This window comes from Paraburkholderia unamae, from assembly GCF_003268775.1.
GTDB classification, from domain to species: Bacteria; Pseudomonadota; Gammaproteobacteria; order Burkholderiales; family Burkholderiaceae; genus Paraburkholderia; species Paraburkholderia unamae.
This window is the reverse complement of record NZ_QLSU01000025.1, coordinates 1-19,668: the sequence shown is the minus strand read 5'-3', so window position 1 is coordinate 19,668 and position 19,668 is coordinate 1. Positions and strand designations below refer to the sequence as shown.

21 protein-coding genes are annotated in these 19,668 nt (G+C 64.0%); 10 read left to right on the top strand and 11 right to left on the bottom strand.

Annotated elements, in window-relative coordinates; all coding sequences use genetic code 11:
* Positions 1-4: 4 nt before the first annotated feature.
* Positions 5-247: an acetyl-CoA carboxylase gene (locus tag C7401_RS31740; RefSeq protein ID WP_112175388.1), complete on the bottom strand. Its 243-nt coding sequence runs from the start codon at positions 245-247 to the stop codon at positions 5-7.
* A 21-nt stretch (positions 248-268) separates the two neighbouring features.
* Entirely contained in the window at positions 269-1,051 is a 783-nt protein-coding gene (locus C7401_RS31735; protein WP_112175386.1) for a 5-oxoprolinase subunit PxpA, read from the bottom strand.
* A 176-nt stretch (positions 1,052-1,227) separates the two neighbouring features.
* Between C7401_RS31735 and C7401_RS31730 the strand changes: the two genes are divergently transcribed.
* Complete coding sequence (locus tag C7401_RS31730; RefSeq protein WP_112175384.1) at positions 1,228-2,136, top strand: LysR family transcriptional regulator; 909 nt, start codon at positions 1,228-1,230, stop codon at positions 2,134-2,136.
* A gap of 44 nt (positions 2,137-2,180) precedes the next feature.
* Here the strand turns inward: C7401_RS31730 and C7401_RS31725 are convergent, their stop codons facing one another.
* Positions 2,181-3,329: a branched-chain amino acid ABC transporter substrate-binding protein gene (locus tag C7401_RS31725; protein ID WP_112175382.1), complete on the bottom strand. Its 1,149-nt coding sequence runs from the start codon at positions 3,327-3,329 to the stop codon at positions 2,181-2,183.
* 543 nt (positions 3,330-3,872) lie between these two features.
* On the opposite strand from C7401_RS31725, the gene C7401_RS31720 reads away from it, so the two are divergent.
* The 4 genes from C7401_RS31720 to C7401_RS31705 all read left to right on the top strand — a co-directional run bounded on the left by C7401_RS31720 (position 3,873) and on the right by C7401_RS31705 (position 7,595).
* The gene (locus C7401_RS31720; RefSeq protein ID WP_165842082.1) at positions 3,873-5,048 is read left to right on the top strand and encodes a porin; all 1,176 of its coding nucleotides are present in this window, start codon (positions 3,873-3,875) and stop codon (positions 5,046-5,048) included.
* A gap of 181 nt (positions 5,049-5,229) precedes the next feature.
* The gene (locus C7401_RS31715; protein WP_112175380.1) at positions 5,230-6,063 is read left to right on the top strand and encodes an ABC transporter substrate-binding protein; all 834 of its coding nucleotides are present in this window, start codon (positions 5,230-5,232) and stop codon (positions 6,061-6,063) included.
* A 96-nt stretch (positions 6,064-6,159) separates the two neighbouring features.
* Positions 6,160-6,891: an amino acid ABC transporter permease gene (locus C7401_RS31710; protein ID WP_112175378.1), complete on the top strand. Its 732-nt coding sequence runs from the start codon at positions 6,160-6,162 to the stop codon at positions 6,889-6,891.
* Positions 6,888-7,595, top strand: coding sequence for an amino acid ABC transporter permease (locus C7401_RS31705; protein WP_112175571.1), 708 nt, complete (start codon positions 6,888-6,890; stop codon positions 7,593-7,595). Before C7401_RS31710 ends, C7401_RS31705 begins: the two co-directional genes overlap by 4 nt.
* Before the next feature lie 32 nt (positions 7,596-7,627).
* Here C7401_RS31705 and C7401_RS31700 read toward each other — a convergent pair whose 3' ends face one another.
* The 6 genes from C7401_RS31700 to C7401_RS31675 all read right to left on the bottom strand — a co-directional run bounded on the left by C7401_RS31700 (position 7,628) and on the right by C7401_RS31675 (position 12,297).
* Positions 7,628-8,392, bottom strand: a complete 765-nt coding sequence (locus C7401_RS31700) for an amino acid ABC transporter ATP-binding protein (protein ID WP_112175376.1) — start codon at positions 8,390-8,392, stop codon at positions 7,628-7,630.
* Positions 8,392-9,069, bottom strand: coding sequence for an amino acid ABC transporter permease (locus C7401_RS31695; protein ID WP_112175374.1), 678 nt, complete (start codon positions 9,067-9,069; stop codon positions 8,392-8,394). The genes C7401_RS31700 and C7401_RS31695 overlap by 1 nt, the downstream gene beginning before the upstream one ends.
* A gap of 13 nt (positions 9,070-9,082) precedes the next feature.
* On the bottom strand, positions 9,083-9,862 hold the full coding sequence (locus C7401_RS31690) for an amino acid ABC transporter substrate-binding protein (RefSeq protein ID WP_112175372.1): 780 nt from the start codon (positions 9,860-9,862) through the stop codon (positions 9,083-9,085).
* A 16-nt stretch (positions 9,863-9,878) separates the two neighbouring features.
* Positions 9,879-10,481 carry a nitroreductase family protein gene (locus C7401_RS31685; RefSeq protein ID WP_112175370.1) on the bottom strand — a complete coding sequence of 201 codons (603 nt, stop codon included), beginning with the start codon at positions 10,479-10,481 and terminating at the stop codon, positions 9,879-9,881.
* Between the two features lie 160 nt (positions 10,482-10,641).
* Positions 10,642-11,511, bottom strand: a complete 870-nt coding sequence (locus tag C7401_RS31680; protein WP_112175368.1) for a CmcJ/NvfI family oxidoreductase — start codon at positions 11,509-11,511, stop codon at positions 10,642-10,644.
* A gap of 12 nt (positions 11,512-11,523) precedes the next feature.
* Positions 11,524-12,297, bottom strand: coding sequence for an SDR family NAD(P)-dependent oxidoreductase (locus tag C7401_RS31675; protein ID WP_112175366.1), 774 nt, complete (start codon positions 12,295-12,297; stop codon positions 11,524-11,526).
* Positions 12,298-12,759: 462 nt separating this feature from the next.
* Here C7401_RS31675 and zigA point away from each other — a divergent pair, with 462 nt between their 5' ends.
* From zigA to C7401_RS31660, 3 genes are all read left to right on the top strand, one after another.
* Positions 12,760-13,980, top strand: a complete 1,221-nt coding sequence (gene zigA, locus C7401_RS31670; RefSeq protein WP_112175364.1) for a zinc metallochaperone GTPase ZigA — start codon at positions 12,760-12,762, stop codon at positions 13,978-13,980.
* A 140-nt stretch (positions 13,981-14,120) separates the two neighbouring features.
* Positions 14,121-15,209 (top strand): CobW family GTP-binding protein, encoded by a 1,089-nt coding sequence (locus C7401_RS31665; protein WP_112175569.1) that lies wholly within the window; start codon positions 14,121-14,123, stop codon positions 15,207-15,209.
* A 46-nt stretch (positions 15,210-15,255) separates the two neighbouring features.
* The gene (locus tag C7401_RS31660; RefSeq protein WP_112175362.1) at positions 15,256-15,816 is read left to right on the top strand and encodes a gamma carbonic anhydrase family protein; all 561 of its coding nucleotides are present in this window, start codon (positions 15,256-15,258) and stop codon (positions 15,814-15,816) included.
* 8 nt (positions 15,817-15,824) lie between these two features.
* On the opposite strand, the gene C7401_RS31655 is transcribed toward C7401_RS31660, so the two are convergent.
* Positions 15,825-16,310 (bottom strand): Fur family transcriptional regulator, encoded by a 486-nt coding sequence (locus C7401_RS31655; protein WP_181565748.1) that lies wholly within the window; start codon positions 16,308-16,310, stop codon positions 15,825-15,827.
* Between the two features lie 208 nt (positions 16,311-16,518).
* On the opposite strand from C7401_RS31655, the gene C7401_RS31650 reads away from it, so the two are divergent.
* Positions 16,519-18,237, top strand: a complete 1,719-nt coding sequence (locus C7401_RS31650) for an FAD-dependent oxidoreductase (RefSeq protein ID WP_112175358.1) — start codon at positions 16,519-16,521, stop codon at positions 18,235-18,237.
* A gap of 81 nt (positions 18,238-18,318) precedes the next feature.
* Here C7401_RS31650 and C7401_RS31645 read toward each other — a convergent pair whose 3' ends face one another.
* Positions 18,319-18,594, bottom strand: coding sequence for a XapX domain-containing protein (locus tag C7401_RS31645; RefSeq protein ID WP_112175356.1), 276 nt, complete (start codon positions 18,592-18,594; stop codon positions 18,319-18,321).
* 287 nt (positions 18,595-18,881) lie between these two features.
* Here C7401_RS31645 and C7401_RS31640 point away from each other — a divergent pair, with 287 nt between their 5' ends.
* Complete coding sequence (locus C7401_RS31640; RefSeq protein ID WP_112175354.1) at positions 18,882-19,568, top strand: hydrolase; 687 nt, start codon at positions 18,882-18,884, stop codon at positions 19,566-19,568.
* The last annotated feature ends 100 nt before the right edge of the window (positions 19,569-19,668 follow it).

The window sequence follows — 19,668 nt, the reverse complement described above, 5'->3', positions numbered from 1 at the left end:
CGCTTCACTCCTCGATGCGCATCAGCACCTGTCCCGCATCCACGGGCTCGCCGTCCTCGACGAGAAGCTCCGCCACGCGGCCCGACACCTCGGTCTCGACTTCGGTGAACTGCTTCATCACTTCGACGAGGCCGATGACCGCGCCGGCCTGAACGGCGGTGTCGATGGCGACGTAAAACGCCGCGTCGGGCGAGGGACGCCGGTAGAACGTGCCCGGCAGGGGGCTCACGATATCGTGCAATGCCATCATGTCTCTCCTTGAATGGGTTTAGAACCGGGGCGTCGGCGCGAGCGGCCCGGTGATGCGAATGCCTTCGCGAACGAGGTGCTCGCGCGTGGTTTGCACGAGCTCCAGCGCGCCGGGCGTGTCGCTGTGGATGCAGATGGAGTCGAAATCGATGTCGATGTCGTCGCCGTCGACCGTGCGCACCTTGCCTTCGATGCACGCACGCAGAACCTTCTCCGCGACCTGTCCGGCGTCGAGGCGGCCAACGCGGCGCGTGAAGACAATCGAACCGCTGCGGTCGTAGTCGCGGTCGGCGTAAAACTCGCGCACGACCGGCTGGCCGATTTCACGCGCAATGCGATAAGTGGCCGACGACTCCATGCAAAAGAGCAGCAGATTCGGATCGACCTGTTGCAGCGTTTCGACGAGGAGCCGCGAGAATGCCTCGTCGCGCGCGGCGTGCATATAAAGCGCGCCATGCGGTTTCACGTGCTGGAGCCTGAGGCCGTGCAGGCGCGCGAATTCGCGCAGTGCGCCGAGTTGGTAAAGGATGTCGTTGACGAGCGCCTGGGGCGTTTCGGCGATATTGCGGCGGCCAAAGCCGACCAGATCGCGAAAGCCGGGATGCGCGCCGATCCCGACGCCGGACTCCCTCGCCAGTTGCACGGTGCGCGCCATGATGTTCGGATCGCCGGCATGAAAGCCGGTGGCGATATTCGCCGAGCTGATGAGCGGCATGATGGCTTCATCCACGCCATCGCCAATGCGCCACGGGCCGAAGCCTTCTCCCATATCGGAGTTCAGGTCGACGGACTGCTTCTTCATACGGTTCCCCTCCTGGTTCGCTCGGCCGGGTGTTTCGAAACACGCGCAGCCGACTGTCGAACTGAGGTTATACGGAGGCAGGTGGTCAAAAAAGTTTTATTTTTATATGCCTCGGTATCGATTTTTTCGATAATGCGGGCTAGTCTTCGGGCTGACACATTCACTTTCTATCGAAGATGGCGCTCACCCTCAGGCAGCTCAAGTACTTCGTCGCGACGGCCGAACTCGGGCAGCTCTCGCAAGCGGCCATTCATCTGACCATATCGCAGTCGGCGGTGACGAGCGCCATCAAGGAACTGGAAGACAGCCTCGGCACGCAGCTTTTCGTGCGCACCGCTTCAGGCGTGACGCTGACCGACACGGGGCGGCGCTTCCTCAATCACGCCTACACCATTCTCGCCTCGGTGGACGAGGCCATGCGCATTCCCAACCTGGAAAGCACGCTCACCGGCACGCTGGCCATCGCGGCGAGCTACACGGTGCTGGGCTATTTCCTGCCGCATCATATTCAGCGGCTCAATGCGCTGTATCCGCGCCTCACCATTCAACTGCACGAGTTGAACCGCGATGCGATCGAGGAGGGATTGATCACGGGCCAGTACGACATGGCCGTTCTGCTCACGTCGAACGTCTCGAACCCGGAACTCGCGCTGGAGCCCATGATTCATTCCGTGCGGCGGCTCTGGGTGGGTGCGCATCACGCATTGCTCAAACGCGAGAGCGTGACCTTCGCCGAAGTCGCGCACGAGCCCTTCGTGATGCTCACCGTGGACGAAGCCGCGCAAACGGCAATGCGCTACTGGAACGAGACGCCCTGGCGGCCGAACGTGATTTTGCGCACCTCATCGGTGGAAGCGGTGCGTAGCATGGTTGCGAACGGCTCGGGCGTCGCCATTCTGTCCGACATGGTCTACCGGCCGTGGTCGCTCGAAGGCCGGCGCATCGAAACGATCATGCTGCTGGACGCCGTTCCCGCGATGAGCGTGGGTCTCGCGTGGCGCAAGAACAAGGAACTGAGTCCCGCGATGCACGCCGTGCGCGAGTATTTCCGGCATACGTTCATGGAGCCGCGAGCCAGCGGCTAAAGCGCCCTGAAGCGGCACCTGCGCGCGCTGGCCCGCGTGAGCGATCAGAGGCCGCTGACCGTCTTGACCGTCACCCACTGGCCGTTCTTCACCTGATAGACGGTTGAGGAGCCGTTCTTGAGCGAGCCATTCGCGTTGTACTCGATATGGCCGGTGATGCCGTCGAAGTTGATGCCTTGCAGCTTCGAGCGATAGTCGTCGGGCTTCGTCGAATTCGCCGCCTGCATCGCCTTGATGGCGGCCCACGCCGCGTCATAGCCGAACGGCGCGTACGAGAGCACGTCGTCGCCGAACTTCTGCTTGAAGCGCTCGGCGAACTTCGCGCCCGTCGGCGTGCTGTCGAGCGGACGGCCGTATTCCCACGCCATCGCGCCTTCGGACACGTCGCCCGCGAGCTTGATGAAGTCGATGTCCTTCACGCCGCCGCCGCCCACGTACTGCGCCTTGATGCCGAGCTGGCTCATCTGCTTCATGATGCCCGCCGCCTGCGGATTGAGGGCGCCCACGAAAATCAGATCGGGGTTCTTGCTCTTGATGGTCGTGAGCTGCGTCTTGAAGTCCGTCGCCTGGTTCGAGGTGTATTCGCGATCGATGATGTCGCCGCCATGTGCCTTGACCGCCTTCACGAACTCGTCCGCCTCGCCCTGGCCGAACGCCGTGCGGTCGTCGATCACGGCGATGCGTTTGGCCTTCGTCGTCGTGACCGCATAGGCGCCCGCCGTGCCCGCGTTTTGCGCGTCGCTCGAAATCACCATGAAGATGTTCTTGAAACCGCGGTTGCTGATAACCGGATTGGTGGCGGCCGGATCGATATCGGGCAGCCCCGCTTTCTCGTAGAGATCGGAAGCGGGAATGGTGGTGCCCGAGTTGAAGTGGCCGACGACCGCGGAAACGCCTTCGTCCACGAGCTTTTGCGCGACCTGCACGCCCACGCGCGGGTCGGCCTGATCGTCTTCGGCAACGAGTTCGAACGAGACAGGCTGGCCGTTGATCTTGACGCCCTGGGCCTTGGCATCGTCGAGGGCCATCTTGACGCCGTTCTCCAGGTCCTTGCCGTAACTGGCGTTAGGTCCGCTGAGCGGCGCGGCAAAGCCGATCTTGACGACGGTATCCGCGCGGGAGGCGAGAGGCGCGAGGGCGAGGAGGGCGCCAACTGCGACGGCGCCAGGGGTGAGGGTCTTCGCAAAACGCATGTTGTTTCCTTTTGTCGGCAAGCATGGGTTCATTGCTGTGGCGTGCGTGCCGGCATAGCTCGCCCGCAGCGCTCGCTGCAAGCGCGAGCCAGGCGGCCGGTTCACGGCTCTTGTTCGTATCGGCTGCGCGTATCGACTACGTGTGGGCTCCTTGTAAGCAGGCGTGGTGTCGAGCGAATCGCTCCGGGCAGGAAGCGCCGGGGCGATTAGCGGAGGCGACTGGAGCCGAATATAGGAAGCCAATAACGGTCCGTCTTGACCGTTTTCGACGCCATCCATGCGCATTTCGGCATAGTGCGCCGCGAGCGGTCGCGCGTGGCGAGCCGTGCGTCCGGCGGCCGCGCCCGCCGCGTCGATTCCGCCCGGGTCTGGAAAAGTGCATTACGGAATTGGCACTTAGTCGCAAATTTTCGATGTTTGAAACTCCCCTCCTGCAATGCAACACGCTTATCGGCTTCCGGTTCGTCCGGCTGGGCGCATAAGCGGAACGGGGGCGGCGAACGCCGCGAAATCGCATCTACGCGCATCTACGGGAGAACAGAATTGAACGCAAAGCTGGGGGGATGCCTGCTCGTGACACTGATCGGCAGCAGTGCGGCTTACGCGCAGAGCAGCGTCACGCTCTATGGAAAGATCGAAGACGGGCTCAACTTCACGAGCAACGCGCGGGGCAACTCCGCGTGGCAACTGGAGAGCGGCTACGACTACGGGAGCCGCTGGGGCTTGAAGGGCACGGAGGATCTCGGCGGCGGCGTGCGCGCGCAGTTCCAGCTGGAAAACGGCTTCGACGTGAACACGGGCCATAACGCGCAGGGTGGCCGCCAGTTCGGCCGCCAGGCCTGGGTCGGCCTTTCATCCGATCGATTCGGCGCGCTGACGCTGGGCCGCCAGTACGATCCGAGCGTGGACATGTTCTCGCCGATGACGGCCAACGGCAACTGGACCGGCTACATCTTTGCGCACCCGTACGACAACGACAACACCGACTACTCGTTCCGGGTGAACAACTCGGTCAAGTACGTGTCGCCCACGTATCGCGGCTTCACGGGCGAAGCGATGTATGGTTTCAGCAACGAGGCTGGCGGATTTTCGAATAACCGCCTGTATGGCTTCGGCGCGCAATACGTCAACGGCGGCCTTTCGCTCGCCGCGTCGTACCTGAAGATGAACAATGCGACCAGCGCGACGACCGCGGACGCGAATGCGTCGGGCGCCGTCACGAGCGACAACACGTTCAACGCGAGATCGCAGCAGAATATCGGCGTGGGTGTGAACTACACGTTCTCCAACTGGCTGCTCGGCTTCGCGTATTCGCACGTGGATGTCTACGATCCCACCGCCAACGCGTACTTCACCTCCGATGGCGGCAACACGCAGCCGGCCGGCGGCGTATGGCACGCGTGGAAGTTCGACAACTTCGAAGTCAGCGCGCTGTACCACTTCACGCACGCGCTCTACCTGGGCGGCGCTTACACGTATACGCAGGCGCATTTGACCGCGAGCACCGGCAGCTACAATCCGAAGTGGCATCAACTGAGCCTGAAGCTCAACTACGATATTTCGGCGCGTACGTCCGTGTATCTCGAAGGCGCGTACCAGCGGGCCGTGTCCGCGAATACGGGCACGCAGTTCGACTACGCGAACATTCCCGGCTCGGCGGACGTCTCATCGGGGCAAAACCAGATGCTGTATCGCATCGCGCTGATTCACGGCTTCTAAAGCGCGGCTCCCCGCTTCTCGCACGGTCCTTCGCATGGGGGCCGTGCGAGCCAAATCGCCTGCATCGCTTTCGATCTGAAAAAAGCTTGGTTCCCTCTTGCCTGTCGTGCCGATAGGCTGCGTGCTTCGCCAGCGCAATGTCCAGTGACGGCGCACGGGCAACGAACGAAGGAACTCGATAATGAAAAGCAGACTCTGGGGCGCAGTGCCCGCCGCACTGTTGACGGCGCTTCTGGCCGTGGCATCGAACGCCGCACATGCGGATCGTCTGGACGACATCAAGCGCGCGGGCGTGCTGCGCGTGGCCGCATTCGACAGCAACCCGCCGTTCGGTTTCGTCGATCCGAAGGACAACCAGATCGTCGGGCTCGACGTGGACTATGCGCGCGCCGTGGCGAAAAGCCTGGGCGTGAAGCTCGAAGTCCAGCCGACCAATCCCGCCAACCGCATCGCATTTCTGAAGTCGGGCAAGGTCGATCTGGTCTTCGCCAACTTCACGATCACCGACGATCGCAAGAAGGAAGTGGATTTCAGCACGCCGTACTTCGCATCGGGCACGCAGTTCATCGCGAAGAAGGGCGTGCTGAAGGCGCCCGAGCAACTGAACGGCCTGCGCATCGGCGCGGATAAAGGCACGACCAACGAACAGCAGGTGCGCGCGAAATTCCCGAGCGCGACCATCGTCGCCTACGACGACACGCCTTTTGCTTTCGCCGCGCTGCGCACGGGCAACGTGCAAGCCATCACCCAGGACGGCCCGAAGCTCGTCGCGCTGCTTGCACGCACGCCGGACAAGGCGAACTACGAGATTTCCCCGTTCACGATCTCGAACGACTACGAAGGCGTTGGCGTGCCCAAGGGTGAAACGCGCCTGCTCGACGCGGTCAACGGCACGCTCACGCACCTGGAAACCGACGGCGAAGCCGCGCAGATTTACGACAAGTGGTTTGGCCCGAAGAGCGCCGCGCCGCTGCCGCGTCTGTTCAAGATCGGCGATCCGCAAAAGAACAGTTGAGCGCCGCAACGGCCTTCGCGGTTTCAGGGTACCGGGTTCATTGCGCCTCGCGACAGGGGGCGCTGTGGACCCTTCCCGCATTTCCTTGCCTGATTCATGCATAACTGGCTTGAACCGAAGTATCTCGCGTGGCTGGAACAGGGTTTCTTCGTTACGTTGATGCTGTCCGCCTGCGCGGCGCTGTGCGCAACGCCGCTGGGCTTTCTGCTGGCGGTCGCGCGCACGGCCCGCAGCGGCGCGGTGACGCGCGCGGCGGCGCTCTACGTGTTCGTTTTCCGCAACTCGCCGCTGCTCGTGCAGTTGCTGTTCTGGTACTTCGGCGCGGCGGCCGTGCTGCCCGCCGACTGGATGACCTGGCTTAACACGCCCCACGTGGCGACGCTTGGCCCGCTCACGCTGCGCTGGCCGAGTTTCGAACTGTTCGCGGGCTGGGTCGGCCTGACCTGCTACACGACGGCGTTTATCGGCGAGGAATTTCAGGCCGGCATGCGCGGCGTGAGCCACGCGCAGTGGCAGGCCGCCGCGGCGCTTGGCATGGGCCGCTACGCGACGCTGCGCCACGTGATCCTGCCGCAGGCGCTGCGTATCGCCACGCCGCCGCTCGCCGGGCAATACATGAACGTGATTAAGAATTCGTCGCTGACGATGGCGATAGGCGTCGGGGAACTGTCGTATATGTCGCGTCAGGTCGATACGGAAAGCTTCCGCACCTTCCAGGCATTCGGCACGGCGACCGTCTTTTATATTCTGGCCATCGCGGTGATCGAGGTCGCGCTGGTGCTCTGGCAACGCACCGGTCAGCGCGCATGGCAGCGAGGCCGCGCGTGAACGAGTTCGACTGGCTTCCCGCGCTGCGCTACCTGATGATCGGCGCGTTTCCTGCGGGCCCGTTGGGCGGCGTGGCGCTCACGATCGTCCTTTCGGCGGTCTCGGCGCTGCTCGCGGCGCTGCTCGGTCTCGCACTGGGCGTGGCGCTCGCCATGACGCGCGGGGTCGTGCGCCTCGCGCTCACGGCCATGGTCGCGTTCTTTCGCGCGATTCCCGTGCTGATGCTGATTTTCTGGACCTTCTTCCTGATGCCGATCCTGCTGCACGTGAACGTGCCGGGCCTCGCGACCGTGGTGTGCGCGTTGGCGCTGATCGGCGGCGCGTATCTCTCGCACTCGGTGTACGCGGGCATCACGTCGATCAGCGACGGCCAGCGGCAGGCGGCGCTCTCGCTTGGCCTGACGCGCTGGCAGGCGCTGCGCGAAGTGATCCTGCCGCAAGCCGCGCGTGTGATGATGCCGTCGTTCGTCAATCAGTGGGTGTCGCTCATCAAGGACACGTCGCTGGCCTATATCGTCGGCGTGCCGGAATTCACGTTCCTCGCCAATCAGCTCAACAACCGTCTGCTGGTGTATCCCGCACAGATCTTCCTGTTCGTCGGGCTCGTTTATCTGCTGCTGTGCGGTGCGTTGCAGTGGTTCGCCGGTGCGCTGATCGCGCGGCGCAAGTTGCCGCGGGTGCAGGGGAGCGACGCCGCGCGGTAATGTCGCGCGACCGAACGATCCGGCCGCGCCGCCTATGCCTGAAGGCCCGGCGCGGCTTGAGCCAGCGTGGAGACGAAGCGCGCCGTGCGCGCGTCGCGCGGGCGCGAGAACAGCGCCTGCGACGGCGCGGCCTCCACGATCTCGCCATCCATCAGGAACACCGCGTCGTGCGCGACGGAAGCCGCGAGCCGCAGGTCGTGCGTGGCCATCAACATGGTCGTGCCCTCCAACGCAAGCTGCCTCAGCACATCGACGACTTCCGCCGAGAGTTCGGGGTCGAGCGCCGAGGTGGGTTCGTCACACAGCAGCACCTCGGGCGAGGGCGCCAGCGCGCGCGCAATCGCCACGCGCTGCTGCTGACCGCCCGATAGCGTGGACGGCCAGGCATCGGCCTTCTGCGCGATCCCCACTTTCGCAAGGAGCATGGCGGCGCGTTCGCGGGCGCGATCCTTGTTCCATTTGAGCACGGTGACCAGACCTTCCGTCACGTTGTCGATGACGCTCAAATGCGGGAATAGCTGGAAGTTCTGGAACACCATGCCGGTGTGTTTTCGGACCGCAGCGATTTCGGCGTGAGCGAGCCGCCGGTCGCGGCGAAACTCGATGCGGGCGTCGCCCACGCTCAGCGCGCCGTCATCGGGGACTTCGAGCAGGTTGATACAGCGAAGCAGCGTGCTCTTGCCGCTGCCGGAGGGACCGATCAGCGCGGTGACGCTGCCCGCTTTGAGCGTCAACTCGATGGCCGAGAGCACCTGATGTTCGCCAAACGACTTGTGGAGCTTCTCGACACGGATCATCAACGTCCCGCCGAAAACACGGCGTGGCGACCGAAGCGCGCTTCGAGTTTGCCTTGCGCCTGCGAGAGCACGGAACTGAACAACAAATAGATCAGCGCGGCCTCGGTATAGAGAATGAGCGGTTCGTAGGTCACGGCGGCGATGCGCTGCGCGGCCTGGAAAATCTCCGGCACGGTCAGCACCGCCGCAAGGGACGTGTCCTTCACGAGCGAGATGAACGAGTTCGAGAGCGCGGGCAACGCCACGCGCGCGGCTTGCGGCAGAATCACGCGGCGCAGCGCCTGCGCGCGTGTCATGTTCATCGAATAGGCGGCTTCCCACTGACCACGCGGAATCGATTCGATCACGCCGCGTATCACCTCGGCGTTATAGGCGCCGACGTTGAGCGAAAAGCCGATGATGGCCGCGGTCAACGGATCGAGCACGATGCCCACGTTCGGCAAGCCGTAAAAGATCACGAACAGTTGCACGAGCAGCGGCGAGCCGCGAAAGAGCCAGATATAAAAGCGCACGGCGGCGACCGCCCAGCGTGGCCCGAAAAGCCGCACGAGCGCGGCGCAAAACGCGAGCGCCATGCCGAGCGCGAAGGAAGCCAGCGTGAGCGGGACGGTAAAGACCAGTCCCGCGTAAAGCAGCGGCCACAACGATTGCGCCATCAGATGCAGCCATGCCGGCATCGTTCAATCCGCCTTATTGCGAAACGTCTTTGCCGAAATACTTCTGCGAAATGCGCGCATAGGTGCCGTCGGCCTTGATGTCGACGAGCGCCTTGTCGATGGCCGCGAGCAGCTCGGGGCTGCCCTTGCGGATCAGCACGCCCGACTGGTCGCCGGCCGAGGTGGTATCGGCGGCAACGATCTTGAGCTTCGCGTCGGGCTTGTGCTTCTGGAAGTCGAGGAACGAGAGCGAGTCGTTGATGGTGGCGTCCACGCGGCCCGAAGTGAGCAGGTCGATGGACTCGTTGAAGCCCTGGACCGGCACGACGTCGGCGCCGTGCGCGGCCGCGAGCTTGCCGAAGTTGCTCGTGAGCGTATTGGCCGACTTCCTGCCCTTCAGGTCGTCGAACGAATGGATCGTCGTGTTGTCCGAGCGCACGATCAGCACGGCGCGCGTGGCGATGTACGGCGTGGAGAAGTCGTACTTCGCCTTGCGCGCGTCGGTGATCGACACCTCGTTGATCACCGCGTCGTAGCGGTTCACGTCGAGGCCCGCGATCAGGCCGTCCCACTTGCCCTCGACGAACTCGGGCTTGACGCCGAGCCGCTGGGCGATAGCCGTTGCGATGTCCACGTCGAAGCCGGTCAGCTTGCCCGACGCGTCGTGGTAAGTGAACGGGGCGTAGGTGCCTTCGGTGCCCACGCGAAACACGCCGGATGCCTTGACCTGCGAAAGGTCGTCGGCGGCGAAGGCGGGCGCGGCGGCCACGACGGACAGCAGCGCGGCAACGAGCGCGGAACGGATGATTTTCATGATCGATCTGTCTGGATTATTCGGCGAATACGAAGCGGCCTTCGGCGGCGATCGCGGTCAATGGGACGCGTGAGCTCGGCACTTCCCGCGCGCGCAGCGCTTCGCTCAACTGGGCGGGGTCGCCGGGGCGGCCGATCGCGAGCGCGGCTTCGATCGCATAGTCGTCCGGCAGCGCGAGTTGCTCGCGAATGCGCTCACGCTCGATGCCGGCCAGCCCGTGCGCTTTCCAGCCGGCAAGACTCGCCTGGAGCGCGAGTTGCGCCCACGCCGCGCCGCTGTCGAACGAGTGCGTGGCCAATGCGACCGGGTTCGCCGTACCGGGCGGCACGAAGGTCTTCTTCGACACCACGATCACGATGGCGGCGGCATGCTGCGCCCAGCCGCGATTGAACTCGTTCAGAAAGCCGACGAAGCGCGACCAGTGCGCGGTGCCCCGGCGCGCATAGACGAAACGCCAGGGCTGGGCGTTGTAGGAAGACGGCGCCCAGCGCGCGGCTTCGAGAAACGTGAGCAGCGTGGCTTCTGGCAGCGTATCGTCCGTGAAGGCTCGTGGCGACCAGCGGTCGAGAAACTGACGGTCGATGGGATGGTCGGCGGTGCGTTGATTGGAGAGGGTCATGGGGTCGTCCCGTGGATGGTCGCAGAACAGGAACGGGGGCCGCGCGTGTACGCAGCCCCTCGATGCGACGAGTATAGGGTCGCCCCACTGACCGGCTAACGCATTTGTTTTGGGTTGCTTATGAGTTATTTGCGCGTCCGGCGGGCAGCACCGCCGACGGTCAATGCGCGCCCTTGTCGGCAGGCCAGAACAGCAGCGCGCGCAATTCGATGCTGCGGCGGGGGGCGGCATCGGGCGCGCTGGCGGGATCCTCGAACGCGGTGTGAGCGGTGAGGCGCGCCGTGCCGTCCTCCAGCGAATCGTAGATCTTCAGCAGCAGCGCCTCGTCCGGGCGCAAGCGGGGGAAGTAGAACCAGCGATGCTGCGGGTTCGCGAGAAACGAATAGGTTTCGCCGGTCTTGTCGCGGTAGACGAGGTCGCTCGGCACGAGATCGCCGGGCGCGATCGAGCGTGCATCGCATAGCGCGAGCGGCAGTTGCTCGACCACGTCGAGCGGGCGCCACAGATTGACGATCGCAAAGCGATGCTGGAGCCGCTGTTGCGCTTCTTCAGCGTCGAGATGGTCACGCACGCGGCGCGGCCCGGACACGAACGTCTGGTCGTTGTGCACGCGCCGCACCGGCTCGCGCAAGGCGGAATTCGCGCGCGAGCCGTTCGCGCTGTCGCGTAGCGTATGGTCGAAGATCACGACTTTTTCCGCGCCGGTCAACTCGCGCAGCAAGGCCTCCGCCTCCGGCCGATAGACAAGACGGATCAGGCTTTCCTCGCTGAAATCGCTCACGGCGCTGCGGTGCGAAACCAGTTGAAAGCCGTTGCGGTCGAGCGAGATCTCGCCCGCTTCCGCAAGCGGGCGCGCATTGTGGATTGTTACGCGACGCGCTTCGAGTGCTCCCGAACTCCAGGGCGTGCCCTCGGGCGGCTCGAACGTGTAGCTCACCGGCCGGGCAACGCCTGGCGCGAGATAGTTGAGTTCCGCTTCGACGGCGGATTTGCGTGAGATGACAACAGGGTCAGGCAGAACGGTGCTCATTAGGTATCCCGATCAAAACGGTTCGCGCCACGGGCGCAGGTCCAGCTCCTGTGTCCAGGCGCTGCGGGCCTGGCGGTGCAACTGCCAGTAACTTTCGGCGATCGCTTCGGGTTGCAGCAAACCGTCCGGGCCGGCGGCCTGCACGCGTTGCGGCGCCGCGCTGCGTAACCGCTCGCCGTCGATGCCGCCGTCGATCACGACGTGCGCGACATGCACGCAGCGCGGTCCGTACTCGCGAGCAAGCGTTTGCGCAAGCGAGCGCAGGCCCGCTTTGGCCGCCGCAAATGCCGCGAACGGCGGCTTGCCGCGCAGCGAAGCCGTCGCGCCGGTGAAGAGGAGGCTGGCGGCTCGTGCAGCGCCGCCCGTTGTGTCGGGGCCGTCCAGCAGTAGCGGCAACGAAGCGCGCGCGAACAGGAAACCGCCGAGCACGTTCGTGCGCCACACGGATTCGAATGCCTCGACGCTCAACTCCAGCGTTGGCGCCCGCACGGCATTGCCTGCGTTGAAAATCGCGCTGCGCAAGACGCCCTCGCGTTTTACAAGCTGCGCGACGCGCGCGAGATCCCGCTCGCTCGTGATGTCGGCGGCGGCGGCAAGCGCATGGCCGCCTTGCTCGCGGATTTCAGCGGCCACGGCTTCCACGCGTTGCGCGGTGCGGCCGGTCAGCACGATTGTGTAACCTTCGCGGGCAAAGCGGCGGCCCAGCGCCGCACCCAGGCCCGCGCTCGCGCCCACGCCGGCAATCCACGCAACCGACGGGGACGGTGAAGAAGAGAGTTCGCTCATGATCCTTCCAGGGTAGTCGCCGCGCGGGCTTTTGGAAAAGAAGGAAACGGCATATCGATATTCGCGCGGCCACGCGATGCGATGCACGTGGCGTGCCGGTGGTCTTTGCCCTGGCGTGTTCCGCGGACAAAGAAAAGGGGCCCCGTCGCGGAGAGCGTGGGGCCCTGAAACAAGGCTCAAGGAGTGTCATCAAGATGACGCCACCCATTCTATGGATGACGGGAAGGCTTGCGAACCACGCTTTGCGCATAATGATATGCGTGCGCGTGCAAATGCCGACGCCCTTCGTCGTGTGCGGCAGAAACCGCCTGCACCCTGGGCATTCCGGGCTGAGCATAATAAATGCAACAAGGTTGCGATAAGTGCTATATTGCAACCCTGTTGCGATATAGATGGGCGGCGGGCGCAGGCGCCCGTGTGATGGCTGTCATCGATATCCCCTGATACGCAAGGAGCCATTCCATGGATGCACGACTGCCGGTTACGGTCCTCTCGGGCTTTCTCGGTGCAGGCAAGACCACGCTGCTGAACCATATCCTGAACAATCGCGAAGGGCGGCGCGTTGCCGTCATCGTCAACGACATGAGCGAGGTGAACATCGACGCGACGCTCGTGCGCGACGGTGGCGCGCAGCTCTCCCGCACCGACGAGCGGCTCGTGGAAATGAGCAACGGCTGCATCTGCTGCACGCTGCGCGAGGACCTGCTGCTGGAGGTCGATCGTCTCGCGAAGGAAGGGCGCTTCGACCAGCTGGTGATCGAGTCGACGGGCATTTCCGAGCCGCTGCCGGTGGCGGAGACCTTCACGTTTGCGGACGAGCGTGGCCAGAGCTTGTCCGACGTCGCGCGGCTCGACACGATGGTCACCGTTGTCGATGCGTTCAATTTCCTGCACGACTACGGCTCGCAGGACAGCCTCCAGTCGCGTGGCGAATCGCTCGGCGAGGAAGATGAGCGCACGGTCGTGGACCTGCTGATCGACCAGATCGAGTTCTGCGATGTGATCGTGTTGAACAAGGCGGACCTGATCGACGAAGTCGGGCGCGAGCGCCTGATGGCGATCCTGCACAGCCTGAATCCGCGTGCGCGCATCGAGATTGCGCAATTCGGCCGCGTGCCGCTGGACCGGCTGCTCGGCACCGGGCTTTTCGACTTCGAGGAGGCATCGAAGGCGCCGGGCTGGCTCAAGGAACTGCGCGGCGAACATACGCCCGAGACGCAGGAATATGGCATCCGCAGCTTCGTGTGGCGCGCGCGCCGTCCGATGCATCCACAGCGATTCTGGGACCTGGTCAACAGCGAATGGCCGGGCGTGGTGCGCTCGAAGGGGTTTTTCTGGCTCGCGAGCCGCCCGACCCACGCGGGCTCGTGGTCGCAGGCCGGGGCCGTGTGCCGTCACGGCATGGCGGGCCTCTGGTGGGCGGCGGTGCCGAAGTCGCACTGGCCCGAGGATCCCGAATCGCTCGAATTCATCGAGCGCAACTGGGAGCCCAATGTCGGTGACGCGCGCCAGGAACTGGTGCTGATCGGCATCGACATGGATGAGCCGGCGTTGCGCCATCGGCTGGATGCCTGCCTGCTGAGCGATGCGGAAATGGCCGAAGGCCCGCAACGTTGGATCGCTTACGACGATCCGTTCCCCGCTTGGGGCGCACGCGTGCCGGAGGAAGAAGGCGCGGCATGAGCGAGCGGCCCGGCGCGGCGCTACGCCGCTCGCATCGTGACGGCCGGCGCTCGTCGCGGCGCGAGCGTGCGCCGCGCACGGGCAAGCGCGCGCAACTGCCGGATTTCGAAGGGCTGGACACACGACACGGGGAGGGCGCAATGGACCGGATTCCGGTAACCCTGCTGACGGGTTTTCTCGGCAGCGGCAAGACGACGGTGCTCAACCGGCTGGTGCAGCAGCCGGAAATGGCGGATGCGCTGGTGCTCATCAACGAGTTCGGGGAGATCGGGCTCGATCACCTGCTGGTCGCCCACAGCCGCGAAGACATCGTGGTGGAGATGAGCAGCGGCTGCCTGTGCTGCACGATCCGCGGAGATCTCGTGCGCACGCTCAAAGATGTTCACTGGCGCTTCGCGCGGGACGGGCAGCGGCAGTTCAGCCGGGTGGTCATCGAGACCACGGGCCTCGCGGACCCCGCACCGATTGTGCATACGCTCGCGACGCATCCCGACCTGCATGACCGGTACCGGCTCGACGGGCTCGTTGCGACCATCGACGCCCGCAACGCGGAAGCGACGCTCGACGCGCACGTCGAATCGGTCAAGCAGGCCGCGATGGCCGACAGGCTGTTGCTGACCAAGACCGATCTGGTGGGCGCCGATGTGCTGGCGCGGCTCGATGAGCGGCTGCGTGCGATCAATCCGGCCGCCGATGTCATTCGTGTCGGCCACGGCGAACTCGCGGCGAACCGGATACTGGAGCTGAGTCTCTTTACGGCGAACGGCAAGATCGCCGATGTCGAACGGTGGCTTGCCGAGGAGCGGTATCGCGGCGACGACCACGGGCATCGCCATGACGGGCCGCACCATCATCACGACCACGATGCGCACGCGCACGACGTCAACCGCCACGACGACCAGATTCGCGCATTCTGCTTCACGGTGGACGAGCCCATTGCGCAGCGGGTGCTGACCGACTGGCTGGACGTATTGCTGTCGCTGATGGGGCCGTCGATGCTGCGCATCAAGGGAATCGTGAACGTGGAAGGCGAAGACCGGCCGATTGTCATTCATGGCGTCCAGCACGTGTTTCATCCGCCGGTGCCGCTCGAAGCCTGGCCGGGCGAGGATCGCCGTTCGCGGGTGGTGTTTATTACGCGCGGGGTGGAACGCGAAACGGTCGAATCCACTTTCCGGCTGTTCCAGCAAGTAGGGGCCATTCGCGCACAGGAGGCGAATTCCGCATGACGACGCCTGAAGCCATCGCTTGGCAGCGCAAACCCGGAGTCACGGCATGATCCGCAAGAATCCACGCGGCGACCTGCCGGTGGTCCATGAAAGTGCGTTTGTCGATCCGACCGCCATCCTGTGCGGACGCGTCGTCGTCGCCGGGAATGTATTCATCGGTCCGTACGCGGTGATCCGCGCGGACGAAACCGATGCGAATGGCGGCATCGAGCCGATTCTGATCGGCGCGCATTCGAATATCCAGGACGGCGTCGTGATCCACTCGAAGTCGGGCGCGGCGGTAACGGTCGGCCGCCATACGTCGATCGCCCACCGCGCCATTGTGCATGGCCCGTGCGAAGTGGGCGACCGGGTCTTCATCGGCTTTAACAGCGTGCTGTTCAACTGCACGGTTGGGGAGGGCTGTGTCGTGCGCCACAACGCCGTGGTCGACGGCTGCGATCTTCCCGCCGGCTTCTATGTGCCGTCGACCCAGCGCATCGGGCCGGGCACCGACCTCTCGACGATCCCGAAGGTGAGCGCCAGTGCGTCGGAGTTCTCCGAGGACGTCGCCCAGACCAATGTGAGGCTCGTGCAGGGATACCGCCGCATCGCGAACGAGCTGTGAGCGGGGAATTACGCGCCGTGGGCCGAACAGTCCCGGCACGTACCGTGAATCGTGAGAGCGGAATTTGTGCTGTGCACGCCGCGTCGGCTGAGCTTGCGCTCGATGCGGGCCAGCACGCTGGCCAGTTCCGGGTCCTGGGGCAGCGCCGAGATGGTGTGGCACAGGTCGCACTCGAAATAGCCGCTGGCGCTTTCCTGCTGCGCGATCGCGTGACGCCAGGCGCGGTCCGACCCCTGGATGCGCGTCAGCAGACCGGCGGCGGTGAGGCGGTCGAGTATCCGGTACAAGGTCACGCGGTCCACATTCTCCCGGCTTCCCGTCGCGGCGAGTTCGCGCGCGAGTTCCTCGTGAGACAGCGGCTGCCCGAGGCGTTCGAGCCGTTCGAGCACCGCGACCGTGAGCGCCGTCGAACGCAGCCCCGCTTCGCGCAGGCACGACGGCCAGTCTGTCGCTGCGTGGGAGGTGCTCGGGCGGGCGGGACGGCGGGTGGGCATGGGTGGCGATGTCTGCGTACTGGCGGATAGCGAAATCATACATCGTCCCGTAGGCAGGCAGGGGAAGGCCACGGGCCAACCACCTGATTCAGAATTATTAAGCTTATCGATCGTGCCTTTCGGTTCTGCCGTCGATAGCATTGAGGTTTCACGCAAGTTGAGCGACCCGCGCACAGGCGCATCGCACGAAACCGCAGACGAGATGCTCATGAACCACGCCGACGATACGCACACCGGACCAGTCGAAACCGAACATCCGTTTTCATCGCTTGAGCACCGGCAGCACCAGATGTTTCCGCGCCTGTCGAGCGCGGAAATACGCAGCGCCAGTCGCTTTGCTCGCCAGAAGTCGTTTGCCGCCGGCGACGCGATCTTTGAAACGGGCCGCGTAGCCGACGGGCTATTCGTTTTGCTGAGCGGCCGGGTGCGCATCTATTCACGCGACCCGCAGGGAAACGCCACGCTGGTGACCGAGCATAGCGAGGGCCATTTTATGGCTGAAATGGCGCAGCTCACCGGCAAGCCATCCCTCGTTGATGCGGTCGCCGTCACCGATTGCGATACGCTCGTCTTGACCTCGGAGCAACTCCGCGCCCTCATCATCGCGGACGCCCAACTCGGCGAGCACATCATGCGCGCCCTGATCCTGAGGCGTCTCGGGCTCATCGAGCAGGGCCTGGGTCCGATCATCGTCGGCAACGGGGATGATGCCCGGCTGGTACGTCTACAGGGCTTCCTGCGACGCAATGCGTATCCGGCCGCCGTGATCGATGCACGTAACGATGCCGATGCCGTACGACTGCTCGCCGGGCTGACTTCGGCACCCGATGATTTTCCGCTTGTCTTTTGTCCGGACGGCTCGGTGTTGCGAGCGCCGGACGAGGCCGAACTCGCCACCAGGCTCGGTCTGCTGCCGATTTTCGATGGCGCACAGCGCTACGATATCGCGATCGTCGGCGCCGGACCGGCGGGCCTGGCGGCAGCGGTGTACGCGGCGTCGGAAGGCCTCTCCGTCGTGGTGTTCGACAAGCGTGCGCCGGGAGGCCAGGCCGGTGCGAGCGCGAGAATCGAAAATTACTTAGGTTTCCCAACCGGAATATCGGGGCAGGCGCTCGCGGCGCGCGCGTTCCAGCAGGCACTGAAGTTTGGCGCGCACGTGGCCATTCCGACCGGCGTCGAGAGGATCGAGGCCGGCGAGAGCGAATTCACGGTCGAACTTTCCGGTCAGCAGCGTGTTCGCGCGAGCACCGTCGTCATTGCGAGCGGCGCCGTGTACCGAAGGCCCGCGGTAGACGGCTTCGAGCGCTTTGAGGGGAGAGGGCTGTATTACTGGGCCTCCTCGATAGAGGCCAGTCTCGTGAAGGGCCAGGACATCGTGCTGGTCGGCGGCGGCAATTCAGCGGGACAGGCGGTCGTTTTCCTCGCCAACTTCGCACGCAGCGTACGCGTTCTGATACGCGGCCATAGCCTCGACGCCACGATGTCGCGCTACCTGATCGATCGAATCGGCGCACTCAAGAACGTGTCGATTTGCACGCGCTGCACGGTGGAGTCCCTCGACGTCCATGATGGAGCGCTCGAGAGAGTCCACGTCGTGCATCAGGACGCGGGCGAGGAGATCATCGAGACGCGACATCTCTTCCTGTTTATCGGCGCAGATCCCAAAGCCGACTGGCTGACTCCGGCTGGCGTTCAACTGGATGATCGCGGATTCATTACAACCGGGCAGCCTGAGGGGGCGATTGCCCCGGAACGTTTTCCGCTGGAGACCAATGTATCGGGTCTCTTTGCAATAGGCGATGTTCGTTCGGGAGCGCCGAAGCGGGTGGCGGCGGCTGTGGGTGACGGCGCTGCGGTCGTCGGCCAGATTCACGCATGGTTAAGCCGCAAGGCGATGCGTGACATGCCTCACCGAGAGGCGCAATAGAAGTCGATAGACGAAAGGCATAGCGTCATAGATGAGTATGACGCTCGTATGTCAAACGAAAAATACGTTCGCCAGGGCGGCTCAGGACGATTGCCGCTCCTCCTTTCCCGCACCAGGAGCACGACCGCCCGGCAGCGCGCCGAACATGTGCTGGCTGCATTTCGCTTCACGCCACGCCGTTGCGGGCTTCAAGCCGGACAGGATCTGCCGCGCAAGGGGCAAAATCTGCTCACCAGCCAGAATGCCAAGCAGGCCTACTAGGGCGATAGCGGGCGGGGCTGGCGATTGCACGCCGATCAGACTGTAAACGACTCCCGCGAGAATGCCTGCGAGGAGCGAAAATAAATATGCATTCATCTGATGATTTCCTTTTGTTGCAGTGAAAAATGATATTTAATCATGATCGATAAAATTATCAGATTGCTACTGGATAGAGGGCGCTAATTCAGAATACTTCAGGAAGTTTGCGTTAGCCGGGAATTCCACGTCAGATTTCTTCAGAATTCTTCAGAGCTACTGGCTGGTGATTGCGTGTCAAATGGCGCTAGCTGGAGTGACGAACTCCAGGCAGAAGACAGACGGAAATTCGGCTGTCCCGCCCAGGAGGCGGTCTACCTATTCCTCGATCAAAGGACGCAAGCACCATGAGCAACGCCAAACTCGAAGTACTCACCCCGCAAAACAGCCAGTTGATCTTCATCGATCAGCAGCCGCAAATGGCCTTTGGCGTTCAGTCGATCGACCGCCAGGTATTGAAGAACAACGTCGTTGGGCTGGCCAAGGCAGCCAAGGTGTTCAACATTCCCACCACGATCACGACGGTCGAAACGGAAAGCTTCTCGGGTTACACGTACCCGGAGCTGCTCGACGTGTTCCCGGGCCAGAAGCTGCTCGAACGTACGTCGATGAACTCGTGGGACGACCAGAAGGTGCGTGACGCGCTCGCCGCGAACGGCCGCAAGAAGGTGGTCGTTGCCGGCCTGTGGACGGAAGTCTGCAACACGACCTTCGCGCTGTGCGCGATGCTCGAAGGCGACTACGAGATCTACATGGTCGCCGATGCATCGGGCGGCACCTCGAAGGACGCGCACGACTTCTCCATGCAGCGCATGATCCAGGCCGGCGTCGTGCCGGTCACCTGGCAACAGGTCATGCTCGAATGGCAACGCGACTGGGCACATCGCGAGACCTATGACGCTGTGATGGCGATCGCGAAGGAACACTCGGGCGCGTACGGCATGGGCGTCGATTATGCGTACACGATGGTTCACAAGTCGAAGCAGCGCACGTCCGTGCAGCACGAAATCCTCCCGGCGGTTCCGGCCCGCTGATCGGCTTCACGATCATTGTGGAAATGGATGCGGCGCGCTCCAGGCGAGGGCGCCGCGTCTATTGCCACTAGTGGGCAGCGTGCTCGCGCAGGGTTCGAGC